This window comes from Streptomyces sp. NPDC021100 (assembly GCF_044333095.1).
Classification (GTDB): domain Bacteria; phylum Actinomycetota; class Actinomycetes; order Streptomycetales; family Streptomycetaceae; genus Streptomyces.
Map to the genome: position 1 here is coordinate 1 of NZ_JBIRQH010000006.1, position 17,677 is coordinate 17,677.

General features: G+C 73.0%; 9 protein-coding genes and 1 pseudogene. 7 read left to right on the forward strand and 3 right to left on the reverse strand.

What is annotated here, in order from left to right; all coding sequences use genetic code 11:
* Positions 1 to 726 precede the first annotated feature (726 nt).
* Positions 727 to 926 (forward strand): annotated as a pseudogene (locus tag ACH4PU_RS13845) (thiamine pyrophosphate-requiring protein); the annotation flags it as partial.
* 23 nt (positions 927 to 949) lie between these two features.
* Here the strand turns inward: ACH4PU_RS13845 and ACH4PU_RS13850 are convergent.
* The gene (locus tag ACH4PU_RS13850) at positions 950 to 2,737 is read right to left on the reverse strand and encodes a glycoside hydrolase family 15 protein (protein WP_398270931.1); all 1,788 of its coding nucleotides are present in this window, start codon (positions 2,735 to 2,737) and stop codon (positions 950 to 952) included.
* 256 nt (positions 2,738 to 2,993) lie between these two features.
* Here ACH4PU_RS13850 and ctaD point away from each other — a divergent pair, with 256 nt between their 5' ends.
* Positions 2,994 to 4,706, forward strand: a complete 1,713-nt coding sequence (ctaD, locus tag ACH4PU_RS13855; protein WP_398270934.1) for a cytochrome c oxidase subunit I — start codon at positions 2,994 to 2,996, stop codon at positions 4,704 to 4,706.
* Complete coding sequence (locus ACH4PU_RS13860; protein WP_398270937.1) at positions 4,703 to 5,092, forward strand: cytochrome c oxidase subunit 4; 390 nt, start codon at positions 4,703 to 4,705, stop codon at positions 5,090 to 5,092. The genes ctaD and ACH4PU_RS13860 overlap by 4 nt, the downstream gene beginning before the upstream one ends.
* 12 nt (positions 5,093 to 5,104) lie before the next feature.
* On the opposite strand, the gene ACH4PU_RS13865 is transcribed toward ACH4PU_RS13860, so the two are convergent.
* Entirely contained in the window at positions 5,105 to 6,736 is a 1,632-nt protein-coding gene (locus ACH4PU_RS13865; RefSeq protein ID WP_398270940.1) for a cytochrome bc complex cytochrome b subunit, read from the reverse strand.
* Between the two features lie 227 nt (positions 6,737 to 6,963).
* Here ACH4PU_RS13865 and ACH4PU_RS13870 point away from each other — a divergent pair, with 227 nt between their 5' ends.
* From ACH4PU_RS13870 to ACH4PU_RS13880, 3 genes are all read left to right on the forward strand, one after another.
* Entirely contained in the window at positions 6,964 to 7,500 is a 537-nt protein-coding gene (locus ACH4PU_RS13870; RefSeq protein WP_398270943.1) for a hemerythrin domain-containing protein, read from the forward strand.
* A 231-nt stretch (positions 7,501 to 7,731) separates the two neighbouring features.
* Complete coding sequence (locus tag ACH4PU_RS13875) at positions 7,732 to 12,033, forward strand: HAMP domain-containing protein (protein ID WP_398270946.1); 4,302 nt, start codon at positions 7,732 to 7,734, stop codon at positions 12,031 to 12,033.
* A gap of 65 nt (positions 12,034 to 12,098) precedes the next feature.
* Positions 12,099 to 14,654 (forward strand): SpoIIE family protein phosphatase, encoded by a 2,556-nt coding sequence (locus ACH4PU_RS13880; RefSeq protein WP_398270949.1) that lies wholly within the window; start codon positions 12,099 to 12,101, stop codon positions 14,652 to 14,654.
* Positions 14,655 to 14,690: 36 nt separating this feature from the next.
* Here the strand turns inward: ACH4PU_RS13880 and ACH4PU_RS13885 are convergent, their stop codons facing one another.
* Positions 14,691 to 15,983: an FAD-dependent oxidoreductase gene (locus ACH4PU_RS13885; protein ID WP_398270952.1), complete on the reverse strand. Its 1,293-nt coding sequence runs from the start codon at positions 15,981 to 15,983 to the stop codon at positions 14,691 to 14,693.
* 266 nt (positions 15,984 to 16,249) lie between these two features.
* Between ACH4PU_RS13885 and ACH4PU_RS13890 the strand changes: the two genes are divergently transcribed.
* Positions 16,250 to 17,635 carry a nitrate/nitrite transporter gene (locus ACH4PU_RS13890; RefSeq protein WP_398270955.1) on the forward strand — a complete coding sequence of 462 codons (1,386 nt, stop codon included), beginning with the start codon at positions 16,250 to 16,252 and terminating at the stop codon, positions 17,633 to 17,635.
* The last annotated feature ends 42 nt before the right edge of the window (positions 17,636 to 17,677 follow it).

Sequence of the window (17,677 nt, forward strand, 5' to 3'; positions counted from 1 at the left end):
TCCGCGATCTCCCACAACCCGTCCGGAACAATCCAGTCCCACGTTCCCCGCCCCATGCTGTGAACAACGACGCCTCACCACATAGGACACGCTCTTAAACCGGAGGTCGAGGGCGCTCCTTCGCGCTGTCGGCTTTCACCCATGACCAATTTCCTCTCTCATCAGCGTGAATTGGTTCATGTGAGGCGGCTACGGGGGGCTAGCCCGTGGCCGCCTCTTCTATTTGGCAGCCACTGTCACGAGGCCACCTTAGCGCTGGCCGTTCGCAACGCGCGCCGCGCCGACTCTAACGCCAATGGTTCATGCAAATCTGCGGCACGCGAACGACGTTGGAGCGTATCGCGCGTCAATGCTCTCCGAGCAGATTGCTCGAAATTTTTCCGTCGGGATCGAATCCGTCACCACTGCCGCAAATACCCGATCGAGGCCGAGCACAACAGGCAGGGATACCGACAACAGGGCCGCATGCCAGTTCCAGAACAAAGCTGCCCACTCCAACGAACGTCATCCTTTAGGGTGAATTTCGGTCCCCGAATCACGCCCGCTGCACGTGCACCATGCAAAAAACAGCAAATTGCACCAGCAAGCACAGGGGCAGCCCCTTCGCGCCTCGGCGCACCCATTTCCCCTGCATACCGCCCGCACCACCTCCACCACATGCGCCATTTGCCGGAGCCCACCCGTCAACGACAGTGACGCTCGTCACACCTGCGCCTCTCCTGCCGAACCGGCAGCGTTTTCTGCGCCCCCGCCCAGCGGAGCGCCGTCCACCTGCTCAATGGCCTCTACGGCGCCAAGCTCGACCACCAGCCCGTCGTCGCGACCACGGGCAGCGGAAGCGGCTGTGCCTCGGGGCGCGTTACCAGGAGGAGATCGCGCTGGAGCAGCTGTTCGCCGACGTGGCGCGGTACTGCCGGGTGGTGGTACCGCGCTCTGCGCCGGTGAACGCTCAGCCGTCCGCCCAAGGCCCCGCGAGCCGCGCCGCGCACTCCAGCATCAGCGCGTGGACGAACGCCTGCGGCAGGTTGCCGCGGAGCTGGTGCTGGGCGACGTCGTACTCCTCCGAGTAGAGGCCGGCGGGGCCGCAGGCGGCGCGGTTGCGTTCGAACCAGCGGAAGGCGGACACCTCGCGGCCCTGCTGGTGTTCGGCCAGGGCGGTGATGAAACCGCAGAGGAGGAAGGCTCCTTCGGCCTTCTCCAGCGGTTGCCGCCCGTGGCGGAAGCGGTAGGCGTAGTGGTCCTCGGTGAGTTCGGCGACGTAGGCGCGGAGCGTGGCGCGGGTGCGGGGGTCGTCGGCGGGGACGGCGCCGCGCAGCGGGGGCAGCAGCAGGGCGCCGTCCAGGCCGGGGTCCTCGGGCGAGCGCTGCCAGCGGCCGGACGGGTGGAGGCAGTGGGCGGCGGTGTCCGCCACCAGGCGGTCGGCGAGGGCGCTCCACTCGGCCGCCTGCCCGCCGGGGGCGACGCCGGCGGCGCACCGCAGGCCCGCCGCGCACGCCAGCCGGCTGTGCGCCCAGCGGCGCGGGCGGAGCTCCCATACGCCGGCGTCGGGTTCGTCGCGGCGGCGGGCGATGGTGTCGGCGGCGATCTCGGCGGCGCGCCGGCCGTCGGCGTCCAGCCGGTCGTGCCGTGCGGCGGTGCCCAGCAGGAGCAAGGCCTCGCCGAAGGCGTCGAGCTGGAACTGCCCGCTGACCTTGTTGCCGACGCGGTCGAACCCGCCGGGGTAGCCCGGCAGGTCGAGCTCGCGTTCGTCGGGGATGACGTGCCCGTCCATGGTGTAGGCGGGGGCCATCCGGGGGCCGTCCTCGTGCAGGCGGGCGGTGACGAACCGGACGGCGTCGTCGAGCAGGGCCGTGTCCCCGGCGGCGGCGACGGCCTGGCCCGCGTAGCACTGGTCGCGGATCCACACGTAGCGGTAGTCGTAGTTGCGGCCCTCCTCGGCGCGTTCGGGGAGGCTGGTGGTGGCCGAGGCCACCATGCCGCCGGACGAACCGGTCAGCCCGCGCAGGACGGTGTACGCGCGGCGGGCGTCGGTCCGGGCGACGGTGCCGTCGAGCGGCGGGACGGCGGCGTGCCAGGCGTCCTCGGTGGCGCGCCACAGGGCGACGGGGTCCGGCGGCCGGTCGGGCAGCGGCCGGTCGCCGATCTCCAGCACGAGGTCGAGGCACTCCCCGGCCTCCACCCTCAGCTCCGTCACCAGCCGCCGGCCCCCGTCGCCGACCGGCCGCGGCTCGGGGAGACGGCCGGACCAGCGGACCGTGAGGTCGCCGGCGTGTCCGGCCCACACTCCGGGGGCGCGGCGGGAGAGGCCGCGCAGCGGGTACCGGCCGAAGGCCGCGCACGGTTCGAGGGCGACGGACAGCCGGGCGGGGTGCCGGCAGGGCATGATCCGCCGGAGGAGGACGGCGTGGTGGGGGTCGCCGGGGAAGGCGAGGGCCTCCCGGCACTCGACGATGCCGTCGTCGGTCACCCAGCGGCTGCGCCAGATGAGCGTCCCCTCCTCGTAGTAACCGCCCCACACGCACCGCCCCACGGGGGTGACCAGGTAGACGCCCGTGCCGCCGACGAGGGTGGAGAAGACCGCGTCCGAGTCCCAGCGGGGCGCGCACATCCAGGCGTACTCGCCGCGGGGGCCCACGATGACGCCGCGCTCGCCGTCGGCCAGCAGCGCGTACTGGCGCAGCGGCTGGGGTGCGAGGTTTCCTCCGTCGGGGGTGTTCTCTGGTGTGGTACCGGTCATCGCCACTCTTCGGCCGTCGTGCTCCCCCGCTCGTGGGACCGCGGCGGCCCGCCGGGCCGTGCGGCGCCGCACGGAGCGCCGGTGATTGCCTAACCGCCGGGCGCGCGGGGCAAACCGGCGGGGAGCCGGCGGGCGGCGGCGGGCAGCGGAGGGCGCCGGATGCCACTGCCGAGGTTTCGGACGCGTTCGCCCCGGCTACACCGCAGGCGCCGGTTTCCGCCCGGCTCGCGTACTTCCCCCGTGCCCCGGAGGCCCCATGACGCACGTGGACGACCAGCGGTCCGGCCGGCCGGTGCCGGTCTCCGAGAACCCCCGCGTGCGGACGGGGAAGCGCCTCAGGGATTACGTGACCACCACCGATCACAAGACGATCGGCAACATGTACCTGGTCACCTCGTTCGGCTTCTTCCTGGTCGGCGGGGTGCTGGCCATGCTGATGCGCGCGGAGCTGGCGCGCCCGGGGCTGCAGATCGTCAGCACCACGCAGTACAACCAGCTGTTCACGATCCACGGCACCGTCATGATGCTGCTCTTCGCGACGCCGACGTTCACGGGGTTCGCCAACGCCATCATGCCGTTGCAGATCGGCGCCCCGGACGTGGCGTTCCCCCGGCTCAACGCCCTGACGTACTGGCTGTTCCTGTTCGGCGGGCTCATCGTGGTGTCCGGCCTGGTGGTGCCGGGCGGCGCGGCGTCCTTCGGCTGGTTCGCGTACACCCCGCTGAGCCGTGCCGTCCACTCCCCCGGGGCGGGCGGCGACCTGTGGGCCATGGGGCTGGTGCTGTCGGGGCTGAGCACGACCCTGGGGGCCGTGAACTTCATCGCGACGATCGTCTGCCTCCGGGCGCCGGGGCTGACGATGTTCCGCATGCCGATCTTCACCTGGAACGTGCTCTTCACCTCCATCCTGGTGCTGCTGGCGTTCCCCGTGCTGACGGCGGCGCTGCTCGCCCTGGAGGCGGACCGGAAGTTCGGGGCGCGCGTCTACGACCCGGCCACCGGCGGGTCGCTGCTGTGGCAGCACCTGTTCTGGTTCTTCGGGCATCCGGAGGTGTACATCGTCGCCCTGCCGTTCTTCGGCGTGGTGACCGAGATCATCCCGGTGTTCAGCCGGAAGCCCGTCTTCGGCTACGTCGGGATGGTCGGGGCGACGATCTCCATCACGATGCTCTCGGCCGTCGTGTGGGCGCACCACATGTTCGCCACGGGCGCGGTCCTGCTGCCGTTCTTCTCCCTGATGTCGTTCCTGATCGCGGTGCCGACGGGCATCAAGTTCTTCAACTGGATCGGCACGATGTGGCGGGGCAGCATCTCGTTCGAAACGCCGATGGTGTGGGCGGTCGGTTTCCTCGTCACGTTCCTGCTGGGCGGGCTGAGCGGGGTGATCGTCGCCTCGCCGCCGCTCGACTTCCACCTCACGGACTCGTACTTCGTCGTCGCCCATCTGCACTACGTCCTGTTCGGGACGATCGTCTTCGCCATGTTCGGCGGCTTCTACTTCTGGTGGCCCAAGCTGACGGGCCGGATGCTGGACGAGCGGCTGGGGAAGGTGCACTTCTGGACGCTGTTCGTCGGCTTCCAGCTCACGTTCCTGGTGCAGCACTGGCTGGGCGAGGCGGGCATGCCCCGCCGTTACGCGGACTACCTGGCCGCCGACGGCTTCACGACCCTCAACACCGTCTCGTCGATCGGCGCGTTCCTGCTGGGCGGGTCGACGCTGCCGTTCCTCTACAACGTCTGGAAGACGGCCCGGTACGGGCGGCAGGTGGAGACCGACGATCCGTGGGGGTACGGCCGGTCCCTGGAGTGGGCGACGTCCTGTCCGCCACCGCGCCACAACTTCGACGCGCTGCCCCGCATCCGCTCCGACTCGCCCGCCTTCGACCTGCACCACCCGGAGGCGCGCGAGGCCCGCCGCGACGCGGGCGTCGAGCCCACCCCCGATCCGCTGGGAGAGCAGCGCCCATGAAGTCCGAGGCCGTTCTCTTCGCCGGTGTCGCGGTGTTCTTCCTCTTCACCGATGCCCTCTACACCTGGTGGGCGCGGGAGCCCGCGGGTACCGCCGCGCTGACCGTCTCCCTGCTGATGTCGAGCGTCATCGCGTTCTTCTGCGCGATGAACTACCGGCGCAAGGGGCGGCGTCCGGAGGACCTGCCCGAGGCGGAGGTGCGGGAGCGCGCCGGCACCCTCGACTTCTTCCCCCCGCACAGCGCCTACCCGCCGGTCACGGCCGTCGGCATGGCGCTGATGGGCGTCGGGATCGTCTTCGGGCTGTGGCTGTTCCTCATCGGCTGCGGGGTCATGCTGGCGGGCGTGTTCGGGATGGTGTTCCAGTTCACCGATGTGGAGGTCTGAATCGCGCCTGTGTCACTCCTCCGCCTCGGGCAGGGGCCCCGCGGTCCGCCCGGTGATCTGCAGGCGCTGTTCGTCCGTCGCCGGCATGTCGACCCGGTCGCGGTAGAACCAGTCGCTCAGCGCCGCCCGCATCCGCTCCCGCCGGGGCGCTCCCTCCCCTGGGCGGGCCAGTGGCGGCGGGACGTCCCGTACCAGCAGCTTGTAGCGGTGCGCGGCGTCGAGCGGCCGGTGCCGCTCGGTGAGGCCGCCGGACGCGCTCTGGCCGACGACGCCGGATTCCTCGCCCTCCTCCAGCAGCCGCCGGTCGTGGGCCTGCAGGGCGAGGCAGGCCCGCTTGGTCACCATGAAGGCGAGCACCGGGCCGGCGACCAGCGCCACCCGGAAGATCCAGGTCAGGGTCTCCACCGAGACCCGGAAGACGGACGCGGTCACGTCGTTGCCGCCCGCGGCCAGCAGCACCGCGTAGCAGACGAGGGCGGCCACGCCCAGGGCCGTCCGCACCGGGCGGTCCCGGGGCCGGTCGCACACGTGGTGCTCCCTCAGGTCGCCCGTGACCCACCGTTCGAAGAAGGGGTACAGGTAGAGCACCAGGAACAGCAGGGCGGGCAGCAGCACCGCCGGGACGAGGACGTTCCACATGACCGTGTGCCCGGCCACCGCGTTCTCCCACGGCGGCATCAGCCGCAGCGCGCCCTCCAGGAAGCCGACGTACCAGTCCGGCTGGGCGTCGGTCGACACCTGGTCCGTACGGTAGGGGCCGAAGTCCCACACCGGGTTGATCTGGGCGACGCCGCCGAGCACCGCGAGCACCCCGGACACCATCAGGCACAGCCCGGCTGACTTGGTGGCGAACTGCGGGACCATCGGCTGCCCGACGACGTTCCGGTTGGTCCTGCCCCGCCCGGACCAGTGGGTGTGCTTGAGGTAGACCACCATCACCAGGTGCAGCCCGACCAGCGCCATCAGGGCCAGCGGGACGAAGTACACGTGCACGGCGTACAGCCGGTGGATGATCGAGTGCCCGGGGTAGGAGCCGCCCCACAGGAGGAAGCCGAGGTAGGTCCCGGCGACGGGGATCGACGTCACGATCGTGTACGCGGTCCGCATCCCGGTCCCCGACAGCAGGTCGTCCGGCAGCGAGTAGCCGCAGAAGCCCTCCAGCAAGGCCAGCAGGAACAGGGTGACGCCGACGACCCAGTTGAGCTCCCGGGGGCGGCGGAACGCGCCGGTGAAGAAGACGCGCAGCAGGTGCGTCCCGAGGGCGGCGACGAAGACCAAGGCCGCCCAGTGGTGCATCTGGCGGATCAGCAGGCCGCCGCGCACGTCGAAGCTGATGTGCAGCGTCGAGGCGTAGGCGTCGGACACCCGGAGGCCGCGCAGCGGGCCGTACGAGCCGTCGTACACCCCTTCGGTCATGCTCGGGCTGAAGAACAGTGTCAGGTAGCTGCCCGTGAGCACCAGGACCACGAAGGAGTACAGCGCGAGCTCGCCGAGGAGGAAGGACCAGTGGTCCGGGAACGCCTTGCGCAGCAGCTGCCGCCCCGCCTCCGAGACCGGGGCCCGGCGGTCGAGCGCCACGTAGCCCATCACGGCCGCCTCGCGCGCCCGCGCCTCGATCCTCGCCTTCCGCTTCCGCACCAGCACACGCCGCTCCTCGCTCGTCCGCCCGGGTATCCGGAGCATGGACGGCCCGCCGCCCGAACGCGGCGGGCGACACGGCCGGGCGAGGCCAGGGCCCTCCGTATGCCGCAAGCCGGTGAGCGGGGCCGGGCGCGCTGGCCCAAGTGGGCCCTTGGGGCGCGCCGTCCGATCGAGCGGGCCCGCGGCCGGGAAGGAGAACGGCGGATCATCCGCCCTCCGGAGGGAGCAAGGTGCCGGAACGTCCCGACCTCATCGGCGAACTGACCGCCGAGCACCGGGCGATCGACGCGCTGTTCGACGGCATTCGGGCGGCGGCGCCCGGCAGTCCCGAGCGCAAGGGCCTCGCCGACGACGTCACCGCCCGGCTCACGCGGCACGCGGAGGCCGAGGAGCGGCACCTCCACCCGGCGGTGCGCCGGTACGTGGCCGACGGCTCCGCGTGGGTGGAGCGGGAGCTCGCGGACCACGGACGGATCGACGGCATCCTGCGGGAGGTGGCGGACCGGGGCCCGGAGGACCCGCTGTTCACCCGTTCGCTGGTGTCCCTTGTCGAAGAGGTGAGCCTGCACGTCCTGGAGGAAGAGGAACGGCTGTTCCCCCGGCTGCGCGCCGGGTGCCCGCCGGACGTGCTGCGGGACCTCGGCGGGCGGGTGCGGGCGGACCGGCGCGCGCCCGCCGTGCCGGTGAGCCCGCCGCCTCATGGCACGTGGGGCGCCCGCCTGTTGCGCGCGGTCCTCGGCACCGCTCCGGCCGGGAAGCGGCGTTAGCGGGCGCCCGCTTTTCCACAGGCGGAGCCGCCGGGTCGTCCACAGGAAGAACCGGCGGCCGACCGCGTAGGACGCGGTCCGAGTATCCTTCCCCACGGCCGTACAGCCGCTGTACGGAGCGATGGAGCGGATCGACGAGCCGGGCGACGGGTGAACGGCGGACAACGGGCGGCACGGGAGACCATGTCCCGTGTGCCGCCCCTTGGCGCGCCGGCGGGTGGGAGAGGCGAGATGGGCGAGTCCACGGCCGGCGCGGCGGCGACCGCGGTACCGGGCTGCAGGCAGGGCGACGGCGAGGGGCCCGACGTGGGCGAGGCGGAGCTGCGGCAGCTGCTGGCCGGGCTGACGGCCGTACGCGACGGCGACTTCGGCATCCGGCTGCCGGAGGACGCCGACGGGCTGCTCGGCGAAATAGCGACCGTCTTCAACGGCATGACGGACCAGCTCTCCCAGTTCACCTCCGAGGTGACCCGGGTCGCCCGCGAGGTGGGCAGCGAGGGCCGGCTCGGCGGCCAGGCGCGGGTGCCGGGGGTCTCCGGCACCTGGAAGGACCTCACCGACTCGGTGAACGCGATGGCGGGCAACCTCACCACGCAGGTCCGCGACATCGCGCAGGTGGCCACCGCGGTGGCCAAGGGCGATCTGTCGCAGAAGATCGACGTGGCGGCGCAGGGTGAGATCCTGGAGCTGAAGAACACCGTCAACACGATGGTCGACCAGCTCTCCGCCTTCGCCGACGAAGTCACCCGCGTCGCCCGCGAGGTGGGCAGCGAGGGCCGGCTCGGCGGGCAGGCGCAGGTGCCCGGCGTGGGCGGGGTGTGGCGGGATCTGACCGACTCGGTCAACTTCATGGCCGGCAACCTCACCGCCCAGGTCCGCAATATCGCTCAGGTCACCACGGCCGTGGCCAAGGGCGATCTGTCGCAGAAGATCACGGTCGACGCGCGCGGCGAGATCCTCGCCCTCAAGAACACCATCAACGCCATGGTCGACCAGCTCTCCGCCTTCGCCGACGAGGTCACCCGCGTCGCCCGCGAGGTCGGCACGGAGGGGCGGCTGGGCGGCCAGGCCGACGTCGAGGGCATTTCCGGGACCTGGAAGAACCTCACCGAGTCGGTCAACGTGATGGCCGACAACCTCACGGCGCAGGTGCGGTCGATCGCGCAGGTCACCACGGCGGTGGCCAAGGGCGATCTGTCGCAGAAGATCAACGTCGGGGCGCGCGGGGAGATCCAGGAGCTCAAGGAGACCATCAACACGATGGTCGACCAGCTCTCCTCGTTCGCCGACGAGGTGACCCGCGTCGCCCGCGAGGTGGGCACCGAGGGGAACCTCGGCGGCCAGGCGACCGTGCGCGGGGTCTCGGGCACCTGGAAGGACCTGACCGACAACGTCAATGTGATGGCGTCCAACCTCACCGGGCAGGTCCGCTCGATCGCCCAGGTCGCGGCGGCGGTGGCGCGAGGCGATCTGTCGCAGAAGATCACGGTGGAGGCGAAGGGCGAGGTCGCCGCGCTCGCCGACGTGATCAACCGGATGGTCGACACGCTGTCCGCCTTCGCCGACGAAGTGACCCGGGTCGCCCGCGAGGTGGGCACCGAGGGGATGCTCGGCGGCCAGGCGCGGGTGCCCAACGTCGCGGGCACCTGGAAGGACCTCACCGACAACGTCAACTCGATGGCGAACAACCTCACCGGGCAGGTCCGCAACATCGCTCAGGTCACCACGGCCGTCGCCAACGGCGACCTGACGCGGAAGATCGACGTGGACGCCCGCGGCGAGATCCTCGAACTCAAGACCACCATCAACACGATGGTCGACCAGCTCTCGTCGTTCGCCGCCGAGGTCACGCGGGTGGCCCGCGAGGTCGGCAGCGAGGGCCGGCTGGGTGGCCAGGCCGAGGTCGAGGGCGTCTCCGGCACCTGGAAGCGGCTCACCGAGAACGTCAACGAGCTGGCCGGCAACCTCACCCGCCAGGTGCGGGCGATCGCCGAGGTCACCAGCGCCGTCGCGGAGGGCGACCTGACCCGGTCGATCACCGTCGAGGCGTCCGGCGAGGTCGCCGACCTCAAGGACAACATCAACGCGATGGTCCGCTCCCTGCGCGAGACCACCCGCGCCAACCAGGAGCAGGACTGGCTGAAGTCCAACCTGGCCCGCACCTCCGGGATGATGCAGGGCCATCGCGACCTCGCCCTCGTCGCCCGGCTGATCATGGACGAGCTGACCCCGCTCGTCGGCGCCCAGTACGGCGGCTTCTACCTCGCCGAGGAGGCGGAGGCCGGTCCGTCGCTGCGCATGATCGGCTCGTACGGGCGCCCCGAGGGCGGCGAGGGGACCGACGCGCCCCGGTTCTCCTTCGGGCAGTCGCTCGTCGGGCAGGCGGCCGCCGGGCGCCGGACGATCGCGGTGGACGACCTGCCCGCCGGATCGGTCACCGTGCCCTCCGGGTTCGGGTTCATCGAGCCGTCGCACCTGGTGGTGCTGCCGATCGTGGTCGAGGACCAGGTGCTCGGCGTCATCGAGCTGGCCTCCGTCCACCGCTTCACGCCCGTGCAGCGGGACTTCCTGGAGCAGCTGCGGGAGACCATCGGCGTCAACGTCAACACCATCATCGCCAACGCCCGTACGGATGAACTGCTGGACGAATCGCAGCGGCTCACGGCGGAGCTGCAGGCCCGCTCCGAGGAACTCCAGGTCGGTCAGGAGGAGTTGCGGCGCTCCAACGCCGAACTGGAGGAGAAGGCGGCGCTGCTCGCCCGGCAGAACCGCGACATCGAGACCAAGAACCTGGAGATCGAACAGGCCCGCCAGGAACTGGAGACCCGCGCGCAGGAGCTCGCGCTCGCCTCCAAGTACAAGTCGGAGTTCCTGGCCAACATGAGCCACGAGCTGCGCACCCCGCTCAACAGCCTGCTGATCCTGGCGCAGTTGCTGTCCCAGAACCCGAGCGGCAACCTCACCGGCAAGCAGGTCGAGTACGCTGAGATCATCCACTCGGCCGGCTCCGACCTGCTCCAGCTCATCAACGACATCCTCGACCTGTCGAAGGTCGAGGCGGGGAAGATGGACATCTCCCCCGAGTGGGTGCCGCTGCACCGGCTGCTCGCCTATGTGGAGTCGACCTTCCGGCCGATGACCGGCCAGAAGGGGCTCGGCTTCGAAGTGGTGACCGAGCCCGGTGTGCCCGTCGCCCTGCTGACCGACGACTCGCGCCTCCGCCAGGTGCTGCGCAACCTGCTGTCCAACGCGGTGAAGTTCACCGAGACCGGGCACGTGGAGCTGAGCATCGAGCCCGTCACCGGCGAGGAACTGCCGCCCGCCGTACGGCGGCACGGCGCGGCGCTCGCCTTCCGGGTGCGGGACACCGGCATCGGCATCGCCGAGCACCAGCTGGAGGCCATCTTCGGCGCGTTCCAGCAGGCGGACGGCACCACCAGCCGCAAGTACGGCGGGACCGGGCTCGGCCTGTCGATCAGCCGGGAGATCGCGTACCTGCTCGGCGGCTCGATCACCGCCCACAGCACACTGGGCGAGGGCAGCACGTTCACCCTCTACCTGCCGGTCGCCCGGCCGGACTTCCACGAGCAGACGCCCTCCTCCGCCGAGGACGAGCCGCAGCTCGAGTCCGCGGACACGGATCGGCGGTCCGCGCCGGCCGTACCGCGGCAGCGGCGCCTGCTCGTCATCGAACAGCAGCCGCGCGGGCTGCTGTCGATGGTCGCCGAGAGCGCCCGCGCCGGCCTCGAGCCCGCCGCCGGCGCGACGGTACCGGACACGGTCGACATCATCAGCGCGGTCGGCGCGCAGGAAGCGGCGACCGTGCTCGCCACCGAGGTCTGCCACTGCGTCGTCCTCGACCTCGACATGCCCGACGAGGAAGTGCTGCGGTTCGTCGAGGCGATGGGCGCCGACCCGGCGCTGCGCACCATGCCCGTCCTGGCGCACAACAGCCGGAGCGTCGGCACCCCGCGCGAGCGGGAGATCCGGGAGCGGTTCGCCGGCCGGCCGCTCGACCTGCTCTCCAGCCTCGACGAGCTGCGGCAGCGGATCACGCTGCACCTGTCGGTGGACCGGCCCGGCGACGTCCCGCCGCCGCTGCCCGCGGCCCGGGAGGCGCGCCCGGCCCCCGCGAGAGCGCCGGGGCGGGATCCGGTGCTGGCCGGACGGACGGCCCTCGTCGTCGACGACGACGCGCGCAACCTCTACGCGCTCACCGGCATGCTCGAACTCCAGGGCATGACCGTGCTGCACGCCGAGAACGGGCGGGCCGGGATCGAGACGCTCACCGGGCATCCCGAGGTCGACATCGTGCTGATGGACGTGATGATGCCGGAGATGGACGGGTACACGGCCACGGCCGCCATCCGCGCCATGCCCGCGTACGCGGACCTGCCGATCATCGCGGTGACGGCCAAGGCGATGCCGGGCGACGAGGAGAAGACCATGGCGTCGGGGGCGAGCGACTACGTCACGAAGCCGGTCGACGCCGACGACCTGATCGGCCGCATCCGCCGCAGGCTGGCGCCGTGACCGCGGACCCGGCGCCCGCCGGCCACCGTCCGTGCCGTCCGTGCCGTCACCGAGGAGCGTCGTAAGTGGAAGAGGAACGGCAGGACGCCTCCTTGAGCGAGGGTCGCTCCGGCGGCGCCGCTCCGGCCCGCCCGGTGCCCGCGCCGCGTTCCGGCGCGGCCGGCCCCCCGGCCGTCGCCGCCGGCCCGGTCGCTTCCGGTCTCCCCGGCCTCCTCGGCGCGTCCGCGGGCGGACCCGGCGGCCGGGGCCCGTCCGTCGAGGGCGACGATCCGCCCGCCTCCGGCCTCGGCCGGCTCGCCGCCACCGTGGCGCGGCTGCGCGAGGAGGTGCTGCGCGCGCACGCCGCCGCGGACGGGCGGGCGCTGCTGGAGATGGCCAAGGGCGTACTGATGGAGCGGCTGCGGCTGAGCCCCGTCCAGGCCGCCCGGCAGCTGGACGAGCTGGCCGAGGCCGCCGGCGTCCCCCCGCTGGAGCTCGCCGCCGACATCGTCAACCAGGCGGCGCGGGACCGGCTCTCCGACGCGGCGCGGGACTTCCTCGCCCGGGTGGGCGACGGGGTGAAGGACCCGACGGGCGAGGGTTCGTCCGTCGCCGTGCGGCTGCGGACCGCCGAGAGCGGCGCGCTCGCCGCCGGGGACACCCAGGCCGTCGCCCGCGCGCTGCTGGAGCACGCCCTGACGCCGCTCGGCGCCACCGCCGTCGCCATATGGGCGTCCGGCTCCGGCGGTTCCCTGCGCCTGGCGGGGTACGCGGGCATCCCGGCGGACGAGGCCGTGCGCTGGCACTACGTACCGCCGGGGGTGGCCACGCCCGCCCGCCGGGCGCTGGCCGCCCGCGACCAGCTGTGGTTCGACGACCTGTCCGCCACCGGGCTGCCCTCCGTGGCCCACCGGCTGCTGCCGGCCGGCGGCCGGGTCGCGGTGCCGGTCGAGACGCAGGGGCGGATCCTCGGCGTGCTGGAGATCTGCTGGCCGGGCGCGCCGGTGCGGCGGATGCCCGCCGTGCGGCGGCAGTTCGACGCGCTCGCCGAGCTCGTCGCGCACACCCTGGAGACGCTGCCCGCCGGCCGTCCGGAGCCGGTGCCGGCCGCCCCCGGCCCGGAACTCGTCGAGCTGGCCGACAGCCTGTACGACCCGGCGCTGGTGCTGCGCGCCGAGTCGGACGAGCGGGGCCGCCTGGTGGACTTCCGGATCCGGCACGCCAATCCGCGCTTCACCGATCCGGGCGGCCGGCCGCGCGGCGCGGTCGCCGGTGCCCTGCTGCTGGAGGCGTATCCGCTGGCGGCGGAGGAGAACGGGCTGTTCGCCAAGGTGGAGCACGTCCACGCCACGGGCGAGCCGTTCCGCGCCGAGGGGATGCCCTTCACGGCGATCGTCGGGCAGGTGCGGGTGCCCACCACGGCGGACGTGAGCATCAGCCGGCACGGCCGGGAGGTGCTGCTGATCTGGCGGCTCGCCGGGGAGACGGCCCGGCTGGCCCATCTGCTGCGGCACGCCCAGCGGCTGGGCCGGATCGGCGGGTTCGAGGAGGACCTCACCACCGGGCGGATCATCTGGAGCGAGCAGCTGTTCTCGCTGCACGGGCTGCCCGCGACCGCGCCCGCGGTCCCGCTGGAGCAGCTCGCCAGTCTGGCCCACCCGGACGACACGGCGGCCATCGGCCGGTTCCTGCGGACCGTCCTGCACCATCGCAGGCCCGCGTCGACGGCCTTCCGGCTCCAGCGGCCGGACGGTATCACGCGGCACATCCGCGTCGTCGCCGAGCCGGTCCTCGACCCCGACGGCCGGCTGGTCGCGGTGCGCGGCGCGTTCCAGGACATCTCGGCGCAGCACTGGACGGAAGTGGCGCTGGCGGCCACCCGCGACCAGCTGGCGTACAGCGAGCAGCGGACGGCGGAGCGCAACCGGCTGGCCCGGCAGCTCCAGCAGGCCATCATGCCGCCCGCGCACGGTCCGATCGACGCCCCGGACCTGGACATCGCGGTGCGCTACCGCCCGGCGGAGGACGACAGCCTCGTCGGCGGCGACTGGTACGACGCGATCGTGCTGCCGTCGAAGCGGGTGCTGCTGTCGGTGGGGGACGTGGCCGGGCACGGCATCGAGGCGGCGACGGGCATGGTGGCGCTGCGCAACGCGCTGCGCGGCCTGGCGACCACCGGCGCCGGTCCGGCCCAGCTGCTGGGCTGGCTCAACCTCGTCGCCCACCACCTCACCGACCAGGTGACCGCCACCGCGATCTGCGCGCTGTACGACACGGAGACCCGGGTGCTGCGGTGGGCCCGCGCGGGCCATCTGCCGCCGGTGCTGATCCGCGGCGGGCGGGCGGAGACGGTCCCGCTGGTGCGGGGGCTGCTGCTGGGCGCCATCGGGGAGACGGAGTACGAGGAGGGCGAGATCCAGCTCGAACAGGACGATGTGCTGCTGCTGTACACGGACGGGCTGATCGAGCGGAAGGACCGCTCCCTGGAGGACAGCCTGGAGCAGCTGGTGGCGACCGCGGCCCTGGGCGGTGCCACGCTGGAGCAGCGGCTGGACCGGCTGCTCACCCACAGCGGTTCGGACACCGACGACGACACGTGCGTCGTCGGCGTACGGCTGCGGTCGCCGGATCCGGTGGGCTGAACGTCCCGCCCCAGGGCGTGAGCGGGCCGCGAGGGGTCAGGGGCGCGCGGCCTGCCGGGCGAGGTGGCGGGTGATGCGCCGGGCGGCGAACTCGGTGCCGGCGACGAAGCGGAGCATCGGGCCGAACATGGGCGCGGCCAGGGCTCCGGTGAAGTACAGGCCGGGGACGGACGACCGGAAGGCGCCGGTCAGGCGCGGGGCCCCCGAGCCCGGCACGCGGATCACCGCCCGCCGCAGGGGCGGGGGCAGGAAGGAGAGGGCGTCGAGGTCGACGCGGTAGCCGGTGGCGGCCAGCACATGGTCGGCGACGAGCTCCCGGGGACCGTCTCCCGGGCCCGTCAGCGTCATACGCGCCCGCTCCCCCGCGGGGTCGGCGCGCTCGACGCGGCAGCCGGTGTGGACGGGGACGACGCCCTCGACGCGGTCGCGCAGCCACCAGCCACCGGAGGGGCCCAGGGCGCGGCGGTGGATCAACAGGCGGGCGGACGGCGGTAGTTGGCCGACCGCCTGGGGTGCGGCGCACAGCCCGGCCAGGATCCAGCCGGTGCCGAGCGGCGAGGCCGGCCGGGCGAGCCGGTCGCGGAGCGGCCGTTCGAGGACCGGGGTGTCGCCCCAGCGCACCCGTGGGGCGCGGACCAGGACGGCCGGCCGGGCGCCGGCTTCGTGCAGCAGGGCGGCGCTCTCCAGGGCCGACTGTCCGCCGCCGACGACGGCGACCCGCATCCCGGCGTACCGGGAGAGGTCGGTGTGGTGGCTGGTGTGGGACAGCAGCGCGTCGGGTCCCGGCCCCTCCGGGGCCAACCGCCGCAGCTCGTGCGGGACATGGGCGAGCGCGCCCAGGCCGGTGGCGACGACCACCGCCGAGGCCGGCACCGGCTCACCGTCGTCGAGCCGGACGGTGAAGCCGCCCGGGTCGCGTTCGACGGACGTCACCCGTCGCGGGTCGACGTCGTCGACGAACCTCGCGGCGAACCACATCCCGTAGGCGACGAAGACCTCGCAGGGGATGGGGGTGAGTTCGGTCAGCTCCGGTTCCCCGCGCTCGCGCCGGAAGTCGGCCAGCCGGCCGTCCGCCCGGGGCGTCGACAGGTCGGTGGCCGCGGGCGTGGACTTCAGGTACATGCCGGTCGCCATCGCGTGCCGCCAGCTGCCCATCACCTCGCCGAACACCCGTACCGCGAGGCCGCGTTCGCGCAGGTGCGCCGCAACCGACAGGCCGTACGGCCCGGCTCCGACCACCACCACCGTACGGCCGCGGCGGCCCGCCGGGCCCCGGGCCGGAGCGCGCCCGGCCGAAGCGTGCGACCATCGCGGAATCGACTGCGTCATCCGTCCCCCTGCTCGCCGGCGCACCGCCCACAGCGCGCGGGCCCACATGCTCCGGAGCCCCGGCGACAGATCCACGGCTCCAAGCCCCCGCAACAGTCTGCCCTGCCCGGGGGTACCGTCACGCGGTTTTGTCGCTATTTGACGTTATCCGCCCAAACCCATCACGTGGGTGGACATGGGTCGGACGCCGGGAGACCGCTACCACGTGAGCGAATTCACCGCTCAAAACGGACTTATCCTCCTATTGGTGCTCTTAAGCTGTACGGATGCCCCCCGCCTCAGCCCCCGCCCTGCCGAGCCCTGCCCGCATCCAGTCTCCCTGCGCTTCCCCCTCCCCCACCGTGCCGGAGGCGCCCCCGGGCGGGCGGCGGGCCGCGCTGGTGTGGGGCGTCGGCGTGTGCGTGTACCTCGTCGCGATCGTCTTCCGGACCAGCCTCGGGGTCGCCGGGCTCGACGCCGCGGACCGATTCCACATCAACGCGTCCGCGCTGTCGACGTTCTCGATCCTCCAGCTGCTGATCTACGCGGGGATGCAGATCCCCGTCGGGCTGATGATCGACCGGCTCGGCCCCAAGCGGGTCCTCGTCCTCGGCGCCGCGCTGTTCACCGCCGGCCAGCTCGGCTTCGCGCTGAGCCCGACGTACGGCACCGCGCTGGCGTCGCGCGCGCTGCTCGGCTGCGGTGACGCCATGACGTTCATCAGCGTGCTGCGGCTGGGCTCGCGCTGGTTCCCCGCCCACCGGGCGCCGGTCATCTCGCAGGTGGCGGGCCTGATCGGGACGGTCGGCAACCTCGTCTCCACGCTCGTCATCCCCCGGGCGCTGCACGGTCTCGGCTGGACCGTGACCTTCGCGGGCAGCGCGGCGGCCGGTGCCCTGGTGCTCGTCCTCACCCTGCTGTTCCTCCGGGACCACCCGGAGGGGCACACCCCGCCGCCCGTACCGGCCGCGGGGGCCGCGTACGTCCGGCGGCAGATCGCCGCCGCCTGGCGGGAGCCGGGCACCCGGCTAGGCATGTGGGTGCACTTCACGGCCCAGTTCCCGGCGACGGTCTTCATGCTGCTGTGGGGGCTCCCCTTCCTCGTCCAGGCGCAGGGCCTGACCCGGGAGGCGGCCGGCGGGCTGCTCGCCCTGTCCGCGGTGTCCGCCATGGCGGTCGGGCCGGTGTACGGGCAGGTGGTCTCCCGCCGTCCCGCCGCCCGGACGGCGCTGGCGCTCGGCACGGTGGCCGCGACCGCCCTGGTGTGGGCGGCCGTGCTCGGCTGGCCGGGGGCGCACGCGCCGGTGTGGCTGCTGGCGGCGCTCTGCCTGGTGCTCGGCGCGTGCGGCCCGGCGTCGGTGACCGGCTTCGACTGCGCCCGTCCCGCGAATCCGCCGGAGCGGCAGGGCACCGCGTCGGGCATCGTCAACATGGGCGGGTTCATCGCGTCGATGGCGACGCTGCTGGCGGTCGGCCTGCTGCTGGACGCCACCGGCGACGACTACCGGATCGCCTTCTCCTCGGTCTTCGTCGTCCAGGCGCTCGGCGTCTCCCGCATCCTGCGGCTCCGGCCGCGCGCCGCGGGGCGGGGCGGCGGGCGCGGGCGCACGGTCCTGGCCGGCGGGATCGGCGGGGCCCGCGGCGGTGTCGAGCCGGTGCGCGTTCCGGTCTGACCGCGGGCGGCCGACGGCCGTGGGCTCGGCCGGCACCCGCGG

Excerpts from the sequence above, each read along its gene's own strand:
- ACH4PU_RS13860 (WP_398270937.1), top strand. The coding sequence starts at position 4,703 with ATGAAGTCCGAGGCCGTTCTCTTCGCCGGTGTCGCGGTGTTCTTCCTC.
- ctaD (WP_398270934.1), top strand. The coding sequence starts at position 2,994 with ATGACGCACGTGGACGACCAGCGGTCCGGCCGGCCGGTGCCGGTCTCC.
- ACH4PU_RS13890 (WP_398270955.1), top strand. The coding sequence starts at position 16,250 with ATGCCCCCCGCCTCAGCCCCCGCCCTGCCGAGCCCTGCCCGCATCCAG.
- ACH4PU_RS13885 (WP_398270952.1), bottom strand. The coding sequence starts at position 15,983 with ATGACGCAGTCGATTCCGCGATGGTCGCACGCTTCGGCCGGGCGCGCT.
- ACH4PU_RS13850 (WP_398270931.1), bottom strand. The coding sequence starts at position 2,737 with ATGACCGGTACCACACCAGAGAACACCCCCGACGGAGGAAACCTCGCA.
- ACH4PU_RS13875 (WP_398270946.1), top strand. The coding sequence starts at position 7,732 with ATGGGCGAGTCCACGGCCGGCGCGGCGGCGACCGCGGTACCGGGCTGC.